Source organism: uncultured Phascolarctobacterium sp. (assembly GCF_937920985.1).
GTDB lineage: Bacteria > Bacillota > Negativicutes > Acidaminococcales > Acidaminococcaceae > Phascolarctobacterium_A.
The window spans coordinates 1-18,615 of record NZ_CALDXR010000003.1 but is presented as its reverse complement, the minus strand read 5'-3'; the positions used below and the strand labels follow the sequence as shown (position 1 = coordinate 18,615).

Below are 18,615 nucleotides of genomic sequence, written 5' to 3'. Positions count from 1 at the left end.
ACCTTATTATTTTTTCAGCAGCATATTGGCAAAGTTTGCATCAGTAATTGCCACCGCAATGCGCGGACCTTTACCGATTGCATAACCCAGCTCATCGCGCGTCAAACGCTCGATGACCTGCACGCCTGCCATCTCTGCCAGAAAATAAATTTCCTTTTTTGAATTAGGGGCAGCATCTTGTGCCAAAACAAGTACTTTAACCTTGCCGCTTTTTAAGGCAGCACGCACAGCTACATCGCCGGAAGCGGTTTTGCCGGCCTTTTGCGCCAACCCTAAAGCAAAAGCAACATTATTGCCTGCCATGTTCAAAATCCTCCAGCAGCTGCTTGAGCACGTCTTCGCCGATAGGCTTTTCCAAAGCACGCTCCAGACGTTTTTCCTTCACAGCCTTGGTAATGCATTCCTTATCGGTGCAGACATATGCACCACGTCCGTTTTTCTTGCCGGTAAGATCAAGGCTGACCTCGCCCTCAGGCGAACGTACAACGCGCAGCAAAGCCTTTTTATCCTTCATTTCATTGCAGCCTAAGCATTTACGCTGCGGAACCTTTTTTACCTTCATCATGCTTCTTCCACGGGAGCAGGCTCAGCAGCAGCCTCTTCGGCAGCCTGAGTTTCGCTCTTAATATCAATCTTCCAGCCGGTCAGCTTAGCAGCCAGGCGGGCATTTTGGCCTTCCTTGCCGATAGCCAGGGACAGCTGGTAATCCGGTACGACAACGCGGCAGATTTTGTCTGCTTCGTTAACGGTTGTCTTCACAACCTTTGCCGGGCTCAGAGCATTAGCAACGTATTGTGCCGGATCTTCACTATATTTGACAATATCAATTTTCTCACCGCGCAGCTCGTTAACAATAGTCTGCACGCGCATGCCCTTATGGCCTACGCAGGCACCTACCGGATCAACATTGCTGTCAGCAGTAAATACGGAAATCTTGGAGCGCATACCAGGCTCGCGGGCTACGGATTTTATTTCAACCACGCCATCATGGATTTCCGGAACCTCCAGCTCAAACAGGCGCTTCAGCAGGCCGGGATGAGTGCGGGAAACCATAATCTGCGGTCCCTTGGTGGTGCGCTTAACCTCAACAATATAGGTTTTCATACGCTCATGGTATTGGTAGATTTCACCGGGGATCTGCTCATTGGGAGTCAGCACAGCCTCAACCTTGCCCAAATCGATATAAACATTTTTGTTTTCCATGCGTTCAATAATACCGGTAACAATATCATTGGCACGGCTTTGGAAGCGCTCATAAACCTGTCCGCGCTCTGCCTCACGAATACGCTGTACAACAAACTGTTTAGCGTTCTGGGCAGCAATACGGCCGAAGTTTTTCGGAGTAACCTCCACCTCTACGATGTCACCTGCCATATAATGCGGATTGATTTCCTGAGCATCCTCCAGGGACATTTCGTTAATGCCGTCAGCCTCACCCTCAACTACAGTGCGCTGTGCATATACATGGATTTCACCAGTTTCTTTATTCATATCAACACGGACATTCTGGTTTGTGCCGGTATTCTTCTTGTAAGCAGCAACCAAAGCGTCATCAACAGCCTGGAACAAAAGCTCGGGGTCAATACCCTTTTCCTTTCCTAATTCCTGGATTGCTGAGATAAAATCTGCGTTCACTTAATAAGCCTCCTATTTCTTAATTAAAAGTCTATATGCGGTCTGATATTAGCAATCAGCCTACGTTCAATGCGGTCAGGATTTTTGAATTCCTTACCTTTAATAATCTTTTTAACCTGTACGGCTTCGTCATCATGTGCTACCAGAATACCAGTCAGATTCTTCATTCCCTCCCACGGAGTATAGAACATAATATCAACCTTGGTGCCATAAGCAGCTACAAAGTCCTTGTCCTTCTTCAGCGGACGATCAATGCCCGGAGAAGAAACCTCCAGAAAATACTTGTCGGGAATAGGATCCTCGGCATCCAGAATCTCCGTCAGCTTTTCGCTGACCATCTGGCAATCATCAATTTCTACTCCACCAGGCTTATCGAGAAAAATCCGTAGGTACCAGTCCTTTTCACGCACATATTCTACATCTACCAGCGTAAGACCGGTATCCTGCAGAAGCGGTTCTACCATTGCGGTAATCAGTGCTTCAACTTCTTTTGCCTGCATCATTTTCACCTCCATATTAAGTTTTTCTTTCTGCATTAACCTTGCGGTTAACAGCTGCTTCCGCCGCCTGCGCGTCAGAAACATCGTAATAAGCGGAAAGAGCGGGCTTTAAACCCACTCTTTCACAAGTCATACTTATTTTGGCTATCCTTATTATAGCATCTGTTGACAAGTCTTGCAAGTAGCTTACGCTATATCTAGTTATTATATGTTAAATTTTATACAGAAAAATGCTAAATCTGCCACGTGAAATGTATACACTGCGCTTTCCCTTGTCAGTCGCAAAAATATCTGCTACAGTAATACAGTAAACAGATAGAGATTGTGGAAAAAGTGTCAGTTTGGACAAGGGCGCTTTATCGACAAGCTTTTTATGAAAGGTGGTATTTTTATGTCCTATAATTTTGATGCTGCTGTTTCTCCCTTTATTAAAGCACTGCCTCCCTCCGGTCTGGCAAAGTTTCTTGATATTATGGCCGCTAACCCCAACATCGTGCCTCTCAGCGTCGGCGAACCCGATTTTGATATTCCGCAGGCTGTCAAGGACGCTGAAATCAACAGCATCTGCGAAGGCAAAAGCTGCTACACTCCTACGCTCGGCCTTTTGGAGCTGCGCGAAGCAATTGCGGATGATATCCATAAAAACTACGGCGTGAAATACGACCCCAAAACCGAAATCATGGTAACCGTCGGTGTCAGTGAAGCGCTGTACACCACTATTACTACAATTATGCATCCGGGTGACGAAATTATTCTTCCCGAGCCCTGCTACGTTGCCAACAAAGCCTGCGTTATTCTGGCAGGCGGCAAGCCTGTTTCCGTAGAAACCTATCAGGAAAACGGCTTTGTGCCTACTATCGAAGATTTGGAAAAGGCTGTTACGCCCAAAACCAAGGCTATTATGCTTGGCTATCCCAACAACCCGACCGGCGCTATTATGAGCAAGGAGCAGATTAAGGCTATCGGCGACTGGGCTGTGAAGCATGACCTGATTGTCATTAGCGACGAGCTTTATGCTCATCTTACCTACGGCGGCAAAACACACACCATGTTCACCTCCTTCCCGGAATTCCGCGACCGCACCATTATTTTCAACGGCTTCTCCAAAGCCTACGCTATGACCGGCCTGCGTCTTGGCTATATCATGGCACCGGCAGCAATCATCAACGCTATGAACATCCTGCATCAGTATGTTGTGCTCTGTCCCAACGTTACGGCACAGTACGGCGCGATTGCGGCACTGAAATACTGCCGTCAGGACGTTGACAATATGGTTGCCGAATACAGCCGCCGCCGTCAGATTATGATTGACGGCTTCCACAAGATGGGACTGCCGCTGTATGAGCCCGAAGGCGCCTTCTATGTTTTCCCCTGCATCAAGGAAACCGGCCTTTCCAGCATGGAATTTGTTGAAAAGCTGCTGGAGGAGCAGGAGGTTCTCGTAATCCCCGGCAATATCTTCGGTGCCGGCGGCGAAGGCTATATCCGTTGCTCCTATGCTTACAGTGAAGAAATCCTGCATAAGGCACTGGAGCGTATCGCCCTCTTCGTAACGAAATACAGAAATCTGAACAAGGCGAAATAACTGTTATGCTGATTCCATATTAGACAAGTTCTTTTATCATGTAGTATAATATACGCAGCTGATAAAATATCAGCCGACGATTTTTGTATTTATCTAATCCCTTCCACTTCGTCTCACTCCTTCCGTGAGACACAAGACAGAAAAAACACGGTGCATAATGCCCGTGTTTTTTTCTTTTGCATCGATATAATCATCTTCTTAAACTCAATATTTCTCCCGAAATTAAAGCTGCTGTCTCCGGCTTCATCCGAAGACAGCAGCTTCTTTGAGTCAAAGCATCTATGCATTTTTATCTCAAATTAAAGCTTACTGCGCGCGTAACGCGACAGCGTGCGTTCTGCCCGTACTTGTCTTTGGCAGGACTGAAGCGCCATTTGTTGACCGCCGTCACAACGCTGTTATCCATAGCACCGTTGCCGGAGGAACCGACTATCGTTACATCCTCTACACTACCGTCAGCACCAACAAGAATACGTACAGTTACCACACCTGTAGCACCGCTGTTGCGTGCGGACGCAGGATATACAGGCGCAACCTCACGCAGCAGGCGTGGCGGCTTGACCGGCACGCCGCGGCCTTCGCCGCTGCCATTACCGCTGCCGTTGCCGCTTCCGCTGCCACTGCCGCTGCCTGTTCCGGTACCAGTGCCTGTACCTGTACCGCTGCCGGCAGGATTACCGGCAGGAGCCTTCGGCCCTGGGGCTGCAGTCACCTTTTTCCTGACAACTTTCTTTTGCGGTTTAGGCTTCAGCTTTTGGTCAATAATATCCTCCAAGCTTTGGATGATAGGCTCTTCCTGCTGCTCCTCCTGTTCGATTTCTTCCTCCTGAGCTTCAGCGCCGCCACCGCCGCCCTCCAAAGAAACCTCCAAAATTTCCGGAGGCGTATGCACAAAGCGGTAGCCGAAAATACCAAGGCCGGCGGCAAGAACAAGATGCACAGCCAGAGCTACGGCAAAGCCCTTGCCGAATCGCTTTTGTTCGTCCTTCATTTGCTCTCACCTGTATCCGTAGCCAAACCGAAGCGTGTGACACCTGCTCCCTTCATTTTATCCATCAGCTGAATAATAGTTTTATAGGGTGCTTCGTCCTCTGCTCTTATAATAACCGAGAAAGAGGAATCATGCTTGCTTTCAATCGCAGCATTCTGAACCAGCATATCCATCTCGATTTTATTTTCATCAAGATAAAGGCTGCCGTCCTTTTTGATTGTTACATTAAAGTTGCTCTTGCTGACATTCTCCGAATGCCGTGCAACCGGAAGGCGGATAGGAATTGTCTTGACTTCGCTCATATACATAGTGCTGACAATGAAAAATACCAACAGCAGGAAAATCATGTCAATCATCGGACTGAGCATTATCGATGGTGGGGTAAGCTCTCTTTTACGACGTCTGCGCATTTTTCAACACCGCCCCTCATTTGCTCTGCTCGTTAGCTTTGAAAATATCAACCAGCGTATCTGCGACCTCGTTGATATTCAGAGTTTCGGTTTTGATTTTACTTGTAAGATAAGCATGGATACACATACCCATAATGGCAATGCACAGGCCGAAAACTGTAGTAATCAGCGCTTCGCCGATACCTGCGGTAACAGCCATCGGATTCTGTGTTCTTTCGTTCAAAGCATTAAAAGAAGAAATCATACCGGTAATCGTACCGAGCAGACCGAGCATCGGCGAAAGACCGATAACAACACTCAGATAGTTGATATTTTTCTCCAGGCTGTCGATAATACGGTCTGCTTTAGTATAGACAATAGTTTCCAGACGCTGGCCGAGGTCACCCTTAATATCCAAAATCTCCTTAGCCATGGCAGCAGCCTCGCCCTTGCTCTGCTCTGCCAGCTCACTGGCGCCAACCAGATTAAAGTCATTCATCATGCGGCAGAAGCTGCTCGCGAACTTTTCTCCGGAAATAGCCTTCTTATAGAAAAGATATCGTTCCACACCAATAGCAATAGCGGCAAAGGAACACATCAGCAGTGGCCACATGCAGGGACCACCCTTAACAAAATAATCAACAGCTCCGGCAAAAATACTCATACTTAAACCTTCTTTCAAAAAAATAACGCTGCAATTTTTTTGCGGCAAATCGCAAGCTCATCATCCGCCTATACACAGCGGAAGGAAGTCGGCATAGCTCCCACATCTGATACTTGTTGCTATTTACTAGATGTTTATATTATAGCCTCTTTACTAATCTGCGTCAAGAAAATGCAAACTGTATAAACAAAGGCAGTACAGGGAAAATTCCCCGTACTGCCCAAAGATTTATGTTATTTGAAATACTTGGCGAAGGCCTGCGCCGCCGCCGACTGCACCTCTACATTAAAGGCTGTATACCGCTCGAGCAGCAAACGTCCATCCGGCGTCAGCACGCTGCCGCCGCCGCTTTTGCCGCCTGCCGTGCTGCTCACCAGTGCAAAGCCCAGGTCTGCCTCCGCACGCCGCAAAATCTTCCACGCCTTGCTGGCCGACATGCCCATAGCCTTGTAGGCAGCACTCAGCGAACCGGTGGCCTCAATGCGCTGTAGAAGCTCCGCTACGCCCTTGCCGAAATCAATGCTTTCGTTATACACGCGCACCTTCACATGATAATGCTGCGGCTCTGCGTAGGTCATTTTACCACCCCTTGCCAAAGCCGCAGGCAGGATAGGTGCACACAGCGCAGTTCAGGCACAGTCCTCCCTCGCCCAAGGCTGCCAGCTCGTCGGCAGTGACGATGTCACAGGCCAGCACACGCGGCAGCACCAGGTCAAAAATCGTACGCTTAGCGTACATTACGCATCCCGGCAGGCCCAGAACAGGCACCTGGTCTTCGCCGTAATACGACAGCAAAAACATTGCCCCCGGAAGCACCGGTGCACCATAGGAAACAATGCGTGCACCGGTGTTTTTTATTGCTAGCGGTGTGCGATCATCCGGGTCAACGCTCATGCCGCCGGTGCAGAGCACCATTTCCGCGCCCTTTTCCTCAATTGCAGTTTTAATCGCAGCGGTAATCTGCTCCGGTTTGTCATCTAGAACCTGCTTATAAACTACCTCCACGTTGAACTCTGCCAGCTTTTCCTCCAGCACGGGGGTAAAGGTATCCTTAATGCGTCCATGGAAAACCTCACTGCCTGTCGCCAGCACGGCAGCCTTTTTGATTTTATACGGCAAAAGCTGCAGCAGCGGTTCATCACCGCACAGCTCGCGCACACGCTGCATCTTTTCCTTTTCGATAACCAGCGGGATAATGCGCGTGCCGCAGAGCTTATCGCCCTTTTTCACCGGCGTATTGCCGTGACGCGTAGCAATCATCATCTGGCCGAAGCTGTTCACCAGGCGCAGACGCGCGCCGTCTACCTTGAACAGACCGTCAGCAGCGGCGGCCAGCTCAATCTTGCCCTCTTTCACAGGCGATTCATCCATCATAGTGTTTTTACAGATGTCGCACAAAATGCGTGCAGCATCATTTTCATGCAGCATGCTTTCGTCGGCTTCCCACACATATAAATGCTCCTTGCCAATGGAAAGCAGCACCGGGATATCCTCCGGCTGCACCACATGTCCCTTACGGAACACGGCATCCTTGGTAACGCCCTTGATAATCTGTGTCAGGTCATGGCAGAGAACACTGCCGACCGCATCCTCAGTACGAATTAATTTCATGCTTATCTACCTCTTATTTAGCCTGCGCAAAGCCGTAGGCAGCAAAAATCTTCATAGCTTCTTCGGTCTGCAGGAAGGCAGCAAAATCTTTGGCAGCCTCAGCCTGCGGAGCCTTTGCCAGCACGCCGATAGGATAGATTACCGGCTTCTTCAAAGAGCCTGCCGGAGCCTCGGCAACAACAGTTACCTTATCCTTCATGAGTGCTGCATCGGTAGCATAAACAAGACCTGCATCGGCACTTCCTTCGGCAACCCAGTTCAATACCTGGGTTACGTTGGTACCAAGGCTTACCTTAGATTGAATAGCATCCCATTGGCCCAGCTTGGTCAACGCTTCTTTAGCATATTGGCCTGCAGGCACACTGGCAGGATCGCCGATAGCAGGATGCTTAGCCTTGCTGAAATCATTAAAGCCTTTTACTTCGCTGCCGCTTTTAGGCACAATCAGCACCAGCTTGTTTTCCAGCAGCGGCTTTACAGTGCTCTTATCCATATAGCCCTTGTCGCTGAGTGCGTTCATCTGCTTGTTGGCTGCAGAAATAAATACGTCGGCTGCCAGACCGCTTTCAATCTGTGCCTGCAGCTTGCCGCTGGCATCATATACGCCCTCAATTTTGATTTCCGGATGCTTTTGCTGATACAGCGGAATGAGCTTTTGCGTAAATACCTTTTCCATGCTGGCAGCAGCAGCCAAACGCAGTGTTTTGCCTGCCTGCGGTGCAGCAGCCTGCTTATCACTGCCGCCGCAGCCTGCAACCATAACTACTAACATCAAAGACCATACTAAGCATAAGAATTTTTTCATTTTTAATCCCCCTGTTGTTTTTTTGTCTTATATAAATAAAAATTAAGACCGATAACTACCAATAGGCAAATGCCTACTATAACGGCAACATACCAGCCTGCGGCATCCCAATCGCCTGCTGCCACAGCAGAATAAACTGCCAGCGGCAGTGTGCGTGTGCGTCCTGCGATATTGCCGGCAATCATCGCCGTGGCGCCGAACTCGCCCAAGCCACGGGCAAAGGCCAGCAGGCCGCCGGCAATAATACCGGGCAGCGCGTTAGGCAGATGAATACGCCAGAAGATGCGCCATTCCGTCATGCCCAAGGAGCGCGCCGCTTCCAGCATGCCCTTATCAACCTGCGACAAGGCTCCGCGCGCACTGCGGTACATGAGCGGCAGCGAAATTACCGCTGCTGCCAGCACTGTTGCCAGCCAGCTGAAGGCTATTTTTATACCCGTCAGCTGATAAATGAGCTGTCCCATAATGCGGTTGTTGCCAAAGAAATATAAAAGAAAGAAGCCTGCTACCGTAGGTGGCAGCACCATGGGCAGTGTGATTACAGCGTCTGCAAAAATCTTCAGGCTTTGGCTCTGCAGCCGTTCCACCCACCAGGCAATAATTACGCCGATAAAGAAAACTATAACGATTGTTGCTGCCGCAGTATGCAGCGAAATCCACAGCGGTGACCAGTCAATTGCGCTCATTTTCTGGCACAGTCATGGGCGCTGCCCTTCAGGATACGCAGTCCATGCTCCAGCTGCGGCAAAACGATTGCCAGCGCTTCCTCCACCGCCTTAGTGCTTCCGGGCAGGTTAACAATCAGCGTCTGTCCGCGCACCACGCTCACGCCGCGGCTCAGCATCGCCCGCCGCGTAATCTTCAGCGATTCCGCACGAATGGCCTCCGCAATACCGGGCACGTTGCGTGTTGCCACCGCCATAGTTGCCTCCGGTGTAACATCTCGTAGCGAAAGTCCTGTGCCGCCTGTGGTGATAATCAGATCAACCTGTCTGCTGTCCGCCAGACGTATCAGCTCACGTTCGATTCTCTTCTGCGCGTCAGGAAGCAAAACCTGCTCCACAATTTCGTAGCCTGCCTCCGCCAACAGCTGTGCTGCCCGCGGGCCGCTGGTATCGACACGCTCACCAGCTGCACCATTATCAGAAAGCGTCATTACCGCTGCGCGCAAGGGTGCGTCGGCTGCAGGCAGCGTCACCTCCAGCTCCATGCCACTGCGCAGAACGCCGCCATGCTCTACCGTAGCAAAAACGCCCTCACGCGGCATAATGCAGTCGCCCACACGCGCAAAAATCGTGCAGTGGCTGTGGCATTCCTTGCCAATCTGCGTCAGCTTCATCACTACGTCACCACTGCGCATGATGCTGCCTACCGGCAGCTTTTTGAAGTCGATACCGCTGACCAAAATATTTTCACCGAAGGCACCGATAGCGGCATCACCACCGCGCGCATTGAATTCATCCACCTTTTCCGCACTCAGCAAACTCACCTGACGGTGCCATTTCCCGGCGTGGGCATCACCCTCGATGCCGAAATTTTCTTTGAGGACAATCTCATTAACCGGATGCTTTTCTGTACCCTTCTTTTCGCTGATACAAACAGCCTTGATTATGCCTTTGATGCTTGCTTCCATACGAAATCACCACTCTTTCCGCCTGCCTTACTAAGCAGATGCACATCTGTAATCACCATTGCCTTGTCCACGGCCTTGCACATATCGTAAATCGTCAGCAAGGCAATCTGTACGCCTGTCAGCGCCTCCATCTCCACGCCTGTCTTGCCCGTAGTCTTGACAAGGCACTGCGCCTGTACGGCATAGCTGCCGTTTTCCGCCAACAGCTCAAAATCTACCGTGCATTTCGTCAGCTGCAGCAGATGGCACAGCGGAATCAGCTCACTGGTGCGCTTGGCCGCCATGATTCCGGCAACACGCGCTACGCCCAGCACATCACCCTTGGCCATACTGCCGGCAGCAATCTTTTCATATATTTCCCTGCTTACGCAGATTTTTCCCTGCGCCACGGCAACCCTTGCGGTGTCAGCCTTATCGCTGACATCCACCATCAGCGCATTGCCCGCAGCGTCAAAATGTGTAAATTCACTCATCGTCTGCTCCTTCAAAGCCTGTATTTATCCGCCTATCTGGCTCATATTAAAGCTTGCCGCCTCCACCTCAAAGCTATGTCCCGCAGGCTTAGCGTAAATAATCTCCTGCATGGCCTGCAGCAAATCCGCATCACTTGCGCCGTCACGCAGCAAGCGCTTGAGGTTCATGCCCTCGTTACAGTAAAGACAGGGCTTCAGCATGCCCACGGAGGTAAGGCGTACCCTGTTGCAGACAGCGCAGAATTTATTATGCAGCGGTTCGATAAAGCCCACCGGCATTTTATAGCCGCCGATGCGCCAATAACTTGCGGGACCGTTGCCGTAGCGCTGTGCGTCTGGCTGCAGCTGCAGGCCTGCCTGCTCCAACAGACTGCGAATTTCACTGCCGCTTAGACCTTGCAGATTAGTGTTGCAGTCTAGCGGCATCAGCTCGATAAAGCGCAACGGCGCATTATAGCTGTGCGCCAACTTCAACAGCTGCATAATATCGGCCAGACCATTTTCTGCTAAGGGCACACAGTTCAGCTTAAACGGAATCCCTGCAAACTGCAGCTCCTGCAATGATTTCAGAACGCTGCCCAGGCTGCCGCCAGTCAGCTCTGCGTAATACGCCGCATCCAACGTATCCAAACTAACGTTAATGCTGTCCACACCTGCCGCAATAAGCGCAGGCAGCTGCTGCGAAAGCAGTGTGCCGTTCGTCGTCAGCGTTACCTGCTCTACGCCTTCCATTTGCTTCAGGCCGGCGATAAAATCACTGCAGCCCTTGCGTAATAGCGGTTCGCCGCCGGTGATTTTGAATTTGCGGATGCCAAGCTGCAGCGCAGCGCGGCAAATACGCAAAAGCTCCTCATAGCGCAATATTTCGTTATGCGGCACATGCTCACTCACCTCTGGCTGACAATAGCGGCAATGCAGATTGCAGCGGTCGGTAAGGGAAATGCGCAGGTAATCTATTTTGCGATTGTATTGGTCATACATGATTGTAGTCCTTCCATCGCGTCACTCTCACACGAGAATAACGCCTGCCAAAACAAATGTGCTCTTGCAACCACATTTGTTTTCAGCTTATAAAAATCTTATTCTTCGTCAACGCCCATAGCAACTTTTTCCGGGGTAATCGGCAGCGTCATGAAGCGCTTACCGGTTGCCTGATAAATTGCGTCGGCAATCGCCGGAGCCGGAGTATTGATTACCAGCTCGCCCACGGATTTGGCACCGAAGGGACCGCTTTCCTCATAGCTGCTGGCAAAGTCAACATAGATATGACCGATATCCTCACGGCAGGGAACCTTATACTGCATGAAGGAGTTTTCGTAAATACGACCTTTAGGACTGTAGGTTACGTTTTCCATCAGCGCCATGCCGATGCCCTGCAAAATGCCGCCCTCGGTCTGCACCTTCGCCAGATGCGGGTTAACAGGAGTACCGCAGTCAACAGATGCATAGAAGTTCACTACCTGTGCCTCGCCTGTCAGCAAATCGGTTTCAACCTCAGCCACACCGGCCATAAACGGCGGCGGGGACAGTACACTGTTCTGCTCCACGGTTTCTTCCAAAGCGATATCGTTATTCACCATAGAAGCGGTGGCGATATCAAAGAGGCTTACAGCCTTGTCGCTGACGGTATCACGCACCTCGCGTCCGTCAAAGACAACCTGATCCGTGCCGCATTCCAGCAGGCGTGCGCCTAATTGGCAAATTTTACCACGCAAACGCTGTGCACAGATTTCTACGGCCTTGCCGGTAATATATGTTGTACTGGATGCGTAGGAACCGGAGTCATAAGGAGAAGCGTCGGTATCCGCACCGAATACGGTAATGTTATCGTAATCACATTCCAAAACCTCTGCTGCCATCTGCGCCAGAACGGTATCGCAGCCGGTGCCCATATCGGCAGCACCGATCAGCAGTGTGTAATGTCCCTCATCGTTGATTTTGAGAGTAGCACCGCCGACGTCGCAGTAAGGAATGGAGCTTCCCTGCATCGCAATAGCCACGCCCATTGTGCGTACCTTGCCGTCAGGCAGCTGCTGCAGCGGGAACTTCTGCTCCCAGCCGCTCATCTCGCGTACCTGCTCCAGGCAGCGGTCCAGCGCACAGCTTGTATTGGGCGCACCATAATAAGCAGGCATAATATCGCCCTCACGCGTAATATTCATCTCACGCAGCTTAATCGGGTCCATCTTCAGGCGTGCCGCCAGCTCGTTCACAGCGGACTCCACGGCAAAGATGCCCTGAGGAGCACCGTAACCGCGATAAGCACCTGCAGCCTGCAGGTTGGTGTAAACTACGTCAAAGCCGAAGCGGAAGGCCTCGGTACGATACAGAGGAATAGACTTGTGACCGGAAAGGCCGACGGTCGTGGGACCATGCTCGCCGTAAGCACCGGTATTGGAAAGAGTATATAAATCAATCGCGCGGATTTTGCCTTCTTTGGTAGCACCAAGACGCACGCGCACCTCCATCTCGTGGCGCGGGCTGGAAGCTATATGACATTCATAACGCGAGAAAATCATCTTACTCGGCTTTTTTGTTTTCCAGGTAACAAAGGCCGGATACATTTCGCTGACACAGCTCTGCTTAGCGCCGAAGCCGCCACCGATACGCGGTTTAACCACGCGCACCATGGTTTTTGGGATATGCAGCGCGTTCGCAATAATGCGGCGGCAGTGGAAAACAATCTGCGTAGAGCTGAGGATATTCAGACGGCCGTAGGTATCAATGGAGCAATAGGTTACGAAAGGCTCCATCATATCCTGCTGTACAGCCTTGGTATGAGTTGTCTGGTCGATAACAACATCGCATTCCGCCATAATCTTATCAACCTCGCCGTCCTCGATAACCTCGTGGGCACACAGGTTGCGCTTATTATCGGCGCCGACCGGGCAGTGAGCCTTCCAAGTATCCTCTGGATGCACGAGCACAGGATTATCCAACGCAGTGCGGAAGTCAAGCACTGCGTCCAGCAGCTGATATTTTACTTTAATCAAAGACAGCGCCTTGTCGACAGCCTTTTCCGTTTTGCCGGCAACAATCGCTACGATATCACCGACAAAGCGTACATGACGGTCCAGCAGCAGGCGGTCATAAGGACTGGGCTCGGGATAGGTCTGGCCTGCGTAGGTGCAGCGCTCACCGTCCTGGTCCACATCCTCCCAGGTATAAATTGCTTCGATATCAGGCACCTTCACTGCAATAGCGGTGTTGATGCTTTCAATAATTGCATTCGCATGCGGAGAACGCAGCACCTTGACAAGCAGGCAATCGTTAGGTACCAGGTCATCGGTGTAGACAGGCTGGCCTGTCACCAGCTGCATAGCATCCTTTTTGCGGTAGGATTGGTTAACTATTTTCATCTGCAGCTCCCCTCCTTATGCCTGCGCCTGAGCTTTTTTCCAGGCGATGAAATTCTGGATTCCGCGCAGCTGTCCCTCATAGCCGGAGCAACGGCACAGGTTGCCTGCCAGAAATTCCTTGATTTCTGCTTCCGTAGGCTCGCTGTTTTCACGCAGCAGCGCGATAGCGTTCATAATCATGCCGGGGTTGCAGAAGCCGCACTGCTCCGCGCCCTGGTCTGCAATAAAGGCACCGAATTCCGCTGCCTCCTGCTGCATTCCCTCCATCGTCACGATGCTGTGGCCGGCGGCACGCGCTGCCAGAACAGCACAGGAAAGCACCGGCTTATCATCCATAAATACAGTGCACAAACCGCAGTTGGTAGTGTCACAGCCGCGCTTCACGCTGTAGCAGCCTTCCTTGCGCAGAAAATCGAGTAAAACTGTATCATCCTCCACCATACGTGTCAGCTTTTTGCCATTTAAGGTTAAGGTTATCTCCATCAGGCCTTACCTCCCAGTTCTGTTAAACATCTTGCTGTCAGCACCTTAATCAGGTGTGTACGGTACGCAGCACTGCCGCGCGGATTGGTTTCCGTCGGCAGTAAGCCTGCAGCATATTCCGCAAAGGCCTGTGCCTTCTCGGCAGTCATAGGCAGAGTTGCGAGCTGCTCGGCATCCTTTACCAGCGCTGCCTTCGCCGGGCGTGCGCCCACTGCGGCCTGCACGCCTTCCTGCGTCAGCGCCGCCGCGCAGGTCAGCACCGGGAAGTCGGTTTTGCTGATGCGCACGGATTTATAGCTGTAATGCGCTGCTGTCTTTTTAACAATAATGCGTACCAGAATATCTCTGTCATACGGCATATTCACAAAATCTGCCAGCGGCACGATACCGCCCTTGTATAATTCCACATAGCTGTCCATTACCAAAAGCAGTGTCAGCACATCCGAAAAGCCGAAGCGTCCGAACACACTGCCGCCTACGGTAGCAAGATTGCGGAACTGCACACCTACAATATGGCGCAGCGCCTCCTTATTTGCTCCCTCGCTGTAAGCAGTAAAGCCTGCATGCAGCTCCAGCTGGCGCAAGCTCACCATCGCACCGATGCGGAATTCTGTTTCAGTTTCCTCTATTGTATCCAGGCCTAAAGCCGACAAATCAATCGCCGTCTGCACATTGCCCTTGCTCAGGCGCAGCCACAGCATACCGCCAAGCACGCGGTTGGGGCGCTTCTGGTTCAGCTGCCACGCCTCCTCCAGCGTTGCTGCCTGTTTATATTCACGAATTGTCAACATATACTGCCCTCCTCTTCTGTTTGTATTGCATACTTACTCTATTATATTTTACCATATTTTTCCTGTAATTGAAAAGAGAAAAAATGCACATGGGCTCATAAGTTATCTGATTGAAAGAAAGTACAAACGGCTTGTGCATTAAAATTAATAATCCATAAGACGTCTTACTCAATGCTATATTATATTCACTTCCAAAAACGTTTGTGTTATTATGCTGTCAGCTTGGACGCCAGCTCACGCACCTCTGCGTCCGTAAGCTTGGCGTGGCACACGGTGAATCCACTCTTCTCCTTGACATTCTCCTGAATTTCAAGTAAACTTAAAGCATGTTCTTCCCAAACTGCAGGTAACATTACGCTTTCAGCTACCTTACCTACGGACAAGAAAATAAGCAGTATATCCTGCAGCTCCACTTTAGCTGCAGAAGCTTAAGCAAGGCCATTTATCTGGTACATTCTAAGAGTAGTACAAACTGACGATTTTTAATCGTCAGGGTGCTGCTCTTTTTTGTTTTGGCACTGCTTATGTATTTTTTATAACATCTGTGTTAAAATGAAAGGAGAGAAACCATGCAAGACCTGCTAACAAAATTTGCAAACCTGACGATTCAAAGTGACTTCATCTTCAAGAAGGTTATGTCGCGCAAGCGCATCTGCAAGCATCTGCTGGAGGAGCTGCTGCAGATTGAGATTGCAGACATCAACTACATAGAGGCAGAAAAAACTATTGATCCTAACTACACGAGCCACGGCATCCGCCTGGATATCATCGTAGCAGATGACAAGAATACGCACTATAATCTGGAGATGCAGGTAAAGAACAAAAAGAATCCCCAAACCAAAGCCTTCGTCCTGCCCAAACGCTCGCGCTATTATCAGGCGCTGCTTGATTTTGATTTGCTGCAGGCGGGACAGCCTTATGACCTGCTGCCGCCGACCTACATCATCTTCATCTGCATTTTTGATTTCTTTGAAAAAGGTAATTACGTCTACACCTTTAAAAAGCGCTGTCTGGAGGATTTGGAGCTTGAGCTTCCGGATGAAGCAACTACGATGCTTTTGAACACTAAGGGTACGCATGGCGAAATCTCCAAGGATCTTAAAAGCTTTTATGATTATGTCAATAATCACATTGTAACTACTGATTTCACTAAGCAGATTGACGATGAAATCAGTTACTTGAAACTTGATACGAAAGTGAGGCGAGAATTTATGCTTATGGAAGCTCGTTTGTTGGATGAACGGCGCGAAGGTATTGCTGAAGGCAAGGACATCGGCTTTGCTGAAGGCAAAGACGTAGGCCTTGTTGAAGGCGAAGCTATAGGCATTGCCAAAGGCGAAAACAATGCCAACCTTGCTACTGCTAAACGTCTTTTCAGCATGGGACTTACTGTGCAGGATATTGCCAAAGCTACTTCTCTCTCAATTGAACAGGTTGAAGCTTTGAAAGCTGAACAGGCTTGATAAGCTCACGCACCCAAATTAAAGGCGTTCTACCACAGTCAGGTAGAACGCCTTTAGTTTAATGTGCTCTTATGCTGTCAATTTATGCAGTATTTTCACTCACTTTACTCCTCTACTACATCAACCCCCAATTTTCTAATCCCTTCCATAAGTTCGTCCTTATTTATGCTTCCATCCTCAAATGCCTGCTGCATATTTTTGCCAAACGAAATAGACGGCTTAGAAAAATGATTATATAGCCTGCTGAGTTCAACTGGCTTCCAACCACATAAAGGCCATTTACGGCTGTTGTTTGAAAAGTCACTGTATAGCCTGAAAAAGATTTTAAACTGCTGTTCCGTCAAACATACACCAACTTCTTGCAAATCAGTTAAAATAAACTCTATTTGCTTATTTATCTCGGTATATAGTACTGCACTATTAATGTATCTCTCTATTGATCTAAGTATTTTCTCGGATTCGACTATGTTCTGGTATTCTTCCAGCTCTTTCTTTTCCCATTCGCGCTTAGCATATGAGTAAGCAAAATCTTCACTATCGTGCCAGAAAACAAAGTCCTTTAAACGCTTGCCTGCAATCTTCTCACCATGAATATCTCTGTTTGCAGATTCGTTGTCAACGCTAAGGCTTTCGACAAACAACTTTAACGCAGTTCCTTCAGCCGAGCGCCAAAGCATCCCCGGATCGTCCCAGGAAAGCAGTTCATCCCTATCCAAAACGCATAACGGATGATTTAATTGCTTATCAGCAAGCCGATAATAAAAGTCGAATCTTGAATAACCTTTTTTATAAAGTTTTTTATTCACAATAAAACGTCTGGCGGCGCCACCACGCTTTTCTGCCTCATAAAGCTCATCTATCTCCAGTACAAAATAGTTATGTGCTTCATATCTGGCTACTTCTGAAAATGCCAGGAAATCCTTCTTCAGAATCTGCTTCTTTGAAATTATAGTCTTTTCAACCAGTTTAAATATATCCCAAGCGTCGTCAAGGATAATAGCACCATATAGGTTGGAAAAAGCATTATAGTATTTCCTAAGCAGATCAATATTCGTTCTACCCTTTTCAGTCGCTGTATCAAGACGTCCCTTTGTTTCTATTGCAAGAAGCTGATATTTTTTATTCAATGCTGTCTTTGAGCAAGGTTTCGGTAGTGATTTGCCAGACATATTATTTCTCCTTAATTATTCATAAGCCAAAATTCATTTTACATTATAATATTGCTTCATTACGTCTGAGCATGGACTAGCTTTTTTAGTTTTGCCAAACACGATGCTTTGGCATAGTTAAAGCTCGAGTATTTCATAACGGTTCGCCTTTTTATGCTTTTCATCAAATCATAACCTGAATCTGCTTCATATATTCTTTCAGAACCTTAAGCATATGCTGCAATTCTTCGCAATCCTCTTCAGATATCTCTAAAAAACCATAAGAACCCCTTTTCTCACTATAAATTGGATAGCGTATATTATTATGCAAGCTACTAAAACGAACATTTTTAAAGACAACAGCTTTCAATTGATGCTCTAATTGCTGCGCCAATACATCATCTTTACCATATACTAAAAGTTCAAGGAAAAAATCTATCGCTAAATCGAGCGAATGCCCTATATCCTTAAGTTTAGCTGCATAATAAGTATTCGTCACATCCACCTTGGAGCTTATCGCTGTCTTTACTACTTTTTCCATAGCTTGAATATAATAATAAGCAGATTCGTTATACAAGCCATTTTCAAAGAGCACATCTGCTGCTTTTTCATCGTTCGTAGCGTACACACTATACTCATCAGCAATTTCCGTTCCCTTTTTAACATATCGCATTTTTCCAATTCGTTTATATCTGGCAAAATTCATCTTTTAGCGTTACCCTCCTACCAATTTTTAGATTTATTATCCTAGCTATCATCCTTAAGTTTCTCTATATTTATATTTATTCGCTGGCGGACGAAAATTTCCTGCTGGAGATGGTAGGAAACGCTTTCTTATGCTGCCGGGAAATCTTGCTAAGCGTATATTAAGACGAAGTTGCCAGCATGCTTAAAGTTGCTTGGTATGCTATAGTAAAAGTATGTTGAGAGGCTTGTTACCTTGTTAAAGGCCTGATTACCGCTTTAAAACACCCCTCAGTCATCGCCTGCGGCGATACTCTTCTCCCTTGACTTTTCTCTCCTCTTCAAGTAAACTTAAAGTATGTTCTTACAAAACTGCAGGTAACATTACGCTTCCAGCTACC

At 48.8% G+C, this 18,615-nt stretch carries 22 protein-coding genes; 2 read left to right on the top strand and 20 right to left on the bottom strand.

Translation table 11 applies throughout. The annotated features are described in order from the left end of the window. Window positions 1-6: 6 nt before the first annotated feature. Genes Q0612_RS00275 through rimP form a run of 4 tightly spaced genes read right to left on the bottom strand, consistent with a single transcriptional unit; the run spans window position 7 to window position 2,138 of the window. Entirely contained in the window at window positions 7-303 is a 297-nt protein-coding gene (locus Q0612_RS00275) for a ribosomal L7Ae/L30e/S12e/Gadd45 family protein (protein ID WP_298879262.1), read from the bottom strand. After that, window positions 290-562, bottom strand: a complete 273-nt coding sequence (locus Q0612_RS00270) for an RNase P modulator RnpM (protein ID WP_367181668.1) — start codon at window positions 560-562, stop codon at window positions 290-292. The genes Q0612_RS00275 and Q0612_RS00270 overlap by 14 nt, the downstream gene beginning before the upstream one ends. Next, window positions 562-1,635 carry a transcription termination factor NusA gene (nusA, locus tag Q0612_RS00265; RefSeq protein ID WP_298879257.1) on the bottom strand — a complete coding sequence of 358 codons (1,074 nt, stop codon included), beginning with the start codon at window positions 1,633-1,635 and terminating at the stop codon, window positions 562-564. Before nusA ends, Q0612_RS00270 begins: the two co-directional genes overlap by 1 nt. 23 nt (window positions 1,636-1,658) lie before the next feature. Beyond that, entirely contained in the window at window positions 1,659-2,138 is a 480-nt protein-coding gene (gene rimP / locus Q0612_RS00260) for a ribosome maturation factor RimP (protein WP_021720228.1), read from the bottom strand. 388 nt (window positions 2,139-2,526) lie between these two features. Here rimP and Q0612_RS00255 point away from each other — a divergent pair, with 388 nt between their 5' ends. After that, window positions 2,527-3,720 (top strand): pyridoxal phosphate-dependent aminotransferase, encoded by a 1,194-nt coding sequence (locus Q0612_RS00255; RefSeq protein WP_293388818.1) that lies wholly within the window; start codon window positions 2,527-2,529, stop codon window positions 3,718-3,720. Window positions 3,721-4,009: 289 nt separating this feature from the next. On the opposite strand, the gene Q0612_RS00250 is transcribed toward Q0612_RS00255, so the two are convergent. The 14 genes from Q0612_RS00250 to Q0612_RS00185 form a co-directional block, all read right to left on the bottom strand. Then, window positions 4,010-4,711 (bottom strand): energy transducer TonB, encoded by a 702-nt coding sequence (locus Q0612_RS00250; protein ID WP_298879250.1) that lies wholly within the window; start codon window positions 4,709-4,711, stop codon window positions 4,010-4,012. Continuing rightward, a complete protein-coding gene (locus Q0612_RS00245) occupies window positions 4,708-5,121 on the bottom strand; it encodes a biopolymer transporter ExbD (RefSeq protein WP_293822996.1) in 414 nt (137 codons plus the stop codon). The genes Q0612_RS00250 and Q0612_RS00245 overlap by 4 nt, the downstream gene beginning before the upstream one ends. Window positions 5,122-5,137: 16 nt before the next feature. Further along, window positions 5,138-5,764 carry a MotA/TolQ/ExbB proton channel family protein gene (locus tag Q0612_RS00240; RefSeq protein WP_009145240.1) on the bottom strand — a complete coding sequence of 209 codons (627 nt, stop codon included), beginning with the start codon at window positions 5,762-5,764 and terminating at the stop codon, window positions 5,138-5,140. A 233-nt stretch (window positions 5,765-5,997) separates the two neighbouring features. Beyond that, a complete protein-coding gene (locus Q0612_RS00235; RefSeq protein ID WP_298879240.1) occupies window positions 5,998-6,342 on the bottom strand; it encodes a winged helix-turn-helix domain-containing protein in 345 nt (114 codons plus the stop codon). Between the two features lies 1 nt (window position 6,343). Further along, window positions 6,344-7,375, bottom strand: a complete 1,032-nt coding sequence (locus Q0612_RS00230) for a molybdopterin-binding protein (protein WP_298879237.1) — start codon at window positions 7,373-7,375, stop codon at window positions 6,344-6,346. 13 nt (window positions 7,376-7,388) lie between these two features. Beyond that, the gene (gene modA, locus Q0612_RS00225; RefSeq protein ID WP_298879234.1) at window positions 7,389-8,180 is read right to left on the bottom strand and encodes a molybdate ABC transporter substrate-binding protein; all 792 of its coding nucleotides are present in this window, start codon (window positions 8,178-8,180) and stop codon (window positions 7,389-7,391) included. 2 nt (window positions 8,181-8,182) lie between these two features. After that, window positions 8,183-8,857, bottom strand: coding sequence for a molybdate ABC transporter permease subunit (gene modB / locus Q0612_RS00220; protein ID WP_367181667.1), 675 nt, complete (start codon window positions 8,855-8,857; stop codon window positions 8,183-8,185). Between the two features lie 5 nt (window positions 8,858-8,862). Continuing rightward, window positions 8,863-9,813 (bottom strand): MOSC domain-containing protein, encoded by a 951-nt coding sequence (locus Q0612_RS00215; RefSeq protein ID WP_298879228.1) that lies wholly within the window; start codon window positions 9,811-9,813, stop codon window positions 8,863-8,865. Further along, on the bottom strand, window positions 9,789-10,286 hold the full coding sequence (moaC, locus tag Q0612_RS00210) for a cyclic pyranopterin monophosphate synthase MoaC (RefSeq protein WP_298879225.1): 498 nt from the start codon (window positions 10,284-10,286) through the stop codon (window positions 9,789-9,791). Before moaC ends, Q0612_RS00215 begins: the two co-directional genes overlap by 25 nt. 24 nt (window positions 10,287-10,310) lie before the next feature. Beyond that, window positions 10,311-11,267, bottom strand: a complete 957-nt coding sequence (moaA, locus tag Q0612_RS00205; RefSeq protein ID WP_298879222.1) for a GTP 3',8-cyclase MoaA — start codon at window positions 11,265-11,267, stop codon at window positions 10,311-10,313. Window positions 11,268-11,365: 98 nt separating this feature from the next. Further along, on the bottom strand, window positions 11,366-13,645 hold the full coding sequence (locus Q0612_RS00200; protein ID WP_298879219.1) for a xanthine dehydrogenase family protein molybdopterin-binding subunit: 2,280 nt from the start codon (window positions 13,643-13,645) through the stop codon (window positions 11,366-11,368). A 15-nt stretch (window positions 13,646-13,660) separates the two neighbouring features. Next, a complete protein-coding gene (locus Q0612_RS00195) occupies window positions 13,661-14,128 on the bottom strand; it encodes a (2Fe-2S)-binding protein (RefSeq protein WP_298879216.1) in 468 nt (155 codons plus the stop codon). Beyond that, window positions 14,128-14,919 carry a xanthine dehydrogenase family protein subunit M gene (locus Q0612_RS00190; protein WP_298879214.1) on the bottom strand — a complete coding sequence of 264 codons (792 nt, stop codon included), beginning with the start codon at window positions 14,917-14,919 and terminating at the stop codon, window positions 14,128-14,130. Before Q0612_RS00190 ends, Q0612_RS00195 begins: the two co-directional genes overlap by 1 nt. 209 nt (window positions 14,920-15,128) lie before the next feature. Further along, entirely contained in the window at window positions 15,129-15,272 is a 144-nt protein-coding gene (locus tag Q0612_RS00185) for a hypothetical protein (RefSeq protein ID WP_298879211.1), read from the bottom strand. A gap of 216 nt (window positions 15,273-15,488) precedes the next feature. Between Q0612_RS00185 and Q0612_RS00180 the strand changes: the two genes are divergently transcribed. Beyond that, window positions 15,489-16,382: an Rpn family recombination-promoting nuclease/putative transposase gene (locus tag Q0612_RS00180; RefSeq protein ID WP_298879209.1), complete on the top strand. Its 894-nt coding sequence runs from the start codon at window positions 15,489-15,491 to the stop codon at window positions 16,380-16,382. 104 nt (window positions 16,383-16,486) lie between these two features. Here the strand turns inward: Q0612_RS00180 and Q0612_RS00175 are convergent, their stop codons facing one another. Continuing rightward, window positions 16,487-17,551 carry a hypothetical protein gene (locus Q0612_RS00175; protein WP_298879207.1) on the bottom strand — a complete coding sequence of 355 codons (1,065 nt, stop codon included), beginning with the start codon at window positions 17,549-17,551 and terminating at the stop codon, window positions 16,487-16,489. A gap of 163 nt (window positions 17,552-17,714) precedes the next feature. Beyond that, window positions 17,715-18,236 carry a hypothetical protein gene (locus Q0612_RS00170; RefSeq protein ID WP_298879205.1) on the bottom strand — a complete coding sequence of 174 codons (522 nt, stop codon included), beginning with the start codon at window positions 18,234-18,236 and terminating at the stop codon, window positions 17,715-17,717. Window positions 18,237-18,615 lie beyond the last annotated feature (379 nt).

Excerpts from the sequence above, each read along its gene's own strand:
- Q0612_RS00245 (WP_293822996.1), bottom strand. The coding sequence starts at position 5,121 with ATGCGCAGACGTCGTAAAAGAGAGCTTACCCCACCATCGATAATGCTC.
- Q0612_RS00180 (WP_298879209.1), top strand. The coding sequence starts at position 15,489 with ATGCAAGACCTGCTAACAAAATTTGCAAACCTGACGATTCAAAGTGAC.
- Q0612_RS00250 (WP_298879250.1), bottom strand. The coding sequence starts at position 4,711 with ATGAAGGACGAACAAAAGCGATTCGGCAAGGGCTTTGCCGTAGCTCTG.
- Q0612_RS00195 (WP_298879216.1), bottom strand. The coding sequence starts at position 14,128 with ATGGAGATAACCTTAACCTTAAATGGCAAAAAGCTGACACGTATGGTG.
- Q0612_RS00200 (WP_298879219.1), bottom strand. The coding sequence starts at position 13,645 with ATGAAAATAGTTAACCAATCCTACCGCAAAAAGGATGCTATGCAGCTG.
- Q0612_RS00235 (WP_298879240.1), bottom strand. The coding sequence starts at position 6,342 with ATGACCTACGCAGAGCCGCAGCATTATCATGTGAAGGTGCGCGTGTAT.
- rimP (WP_021720228.1), bottom strand. The coding sequence starts at position 2,138 with ATGATGCAGGCAAAAGAAGTTGAAGCACTGATTACCGCAATGGTAGAA.
- moaA (WP_298879222.1), bottom strand. The coding sequence starts at position 11,267 with ATGTATGACCAATACAATCGCAAAATAGATTACCTGCGCATTTCCCTT.
- Q0612_RS00230 (WP_298879237.1), bottom strand. The coding sequence starts at position 7,375 with ATGAAATTAATTCGTACTGAGGATGCGGTCGGCAGTGTTCTCTGCCAT.
- moaC (WP_298879225.1), bottom strand. The coding sequence starts at position 10,286 with ATGAGTGAATTTACACATTTTGACGCTGCGGGCAATGCGCTGATGGTG.
- Q0612_RS00170 (WP_298879205.1), bottom strand. The coding sequence starts at position 18,236 with ATGAATTTTGCCAGATATAAACGAATTGGAAAAATGCGATATGTTAAA.
- Q0612_RS00190 (WP_298879214.1), bottom strand. The coding sequence starts at position 14,919 with ATGTTGACAATTCGTGAATATAAACAGGCAGCAACGCTGGAGGAGGCG.
- Q0612_RS00175 (WP_298879207.1), bottom strand. The coding sequence starts at position 17,551 with ATGTCTGGCAAATCACTACCGAAACCTTGCTCAAAGACAGCATTGAAT.
- Q0612_RS00185 (WP_298879211.1), bottom strand. The coding sequence starts at position 15,272 with ATGTTACCTGCAGTTTGGGAAGAACATGCTTTAAGTTTACTTGAAATT.
- Q0612_RS00215 (WP_298879228.1), bottom strand. The coding sequence starts at position 9,813 with ATGGAAGCAAGCATCAAAGGCATAATCAAGGCTGTTTGTATCAGCGAA.
- Q0612_RS00275 (WP_298879262.1), bottom strand. The coding sequence starts at position 303 with ATGGCAGGCAATAATGTTGCTTTTGCTTTAGGGTTGGCGCAAAAGGCC.
- Q0612_RS00255 (WP_293388818.1), top strand. The coding sequence starts at position 2,527 with ATGTCCTATAATTTTGATGCTGCTGTTTCTCCCTTTATTAAAGCACTG.
- Q0612_RS00270 (WP_367181668.1), bottom strand. The coding sequence starts at position 562 with ATGAAGGTAAAAAAGGTTCCGCAGCGTAAATGCTTAGGCTGCAATGAA.
- modA (WP_298879234.1), bottom strand. The coding sequence starts at position 8,180 with ATGAAAAAATTCTTATGCTTAGTATGGTCTTTGATGTTAGTAGTTATG.
- Q0612_RS00240 (WP_009145240.1), bottom strand. The coding sequence starts at position 5,764 with ATGAGTATTTTTGCCGGAGCTGTTGATTATTTTGTTAAGGGTGGTCCC.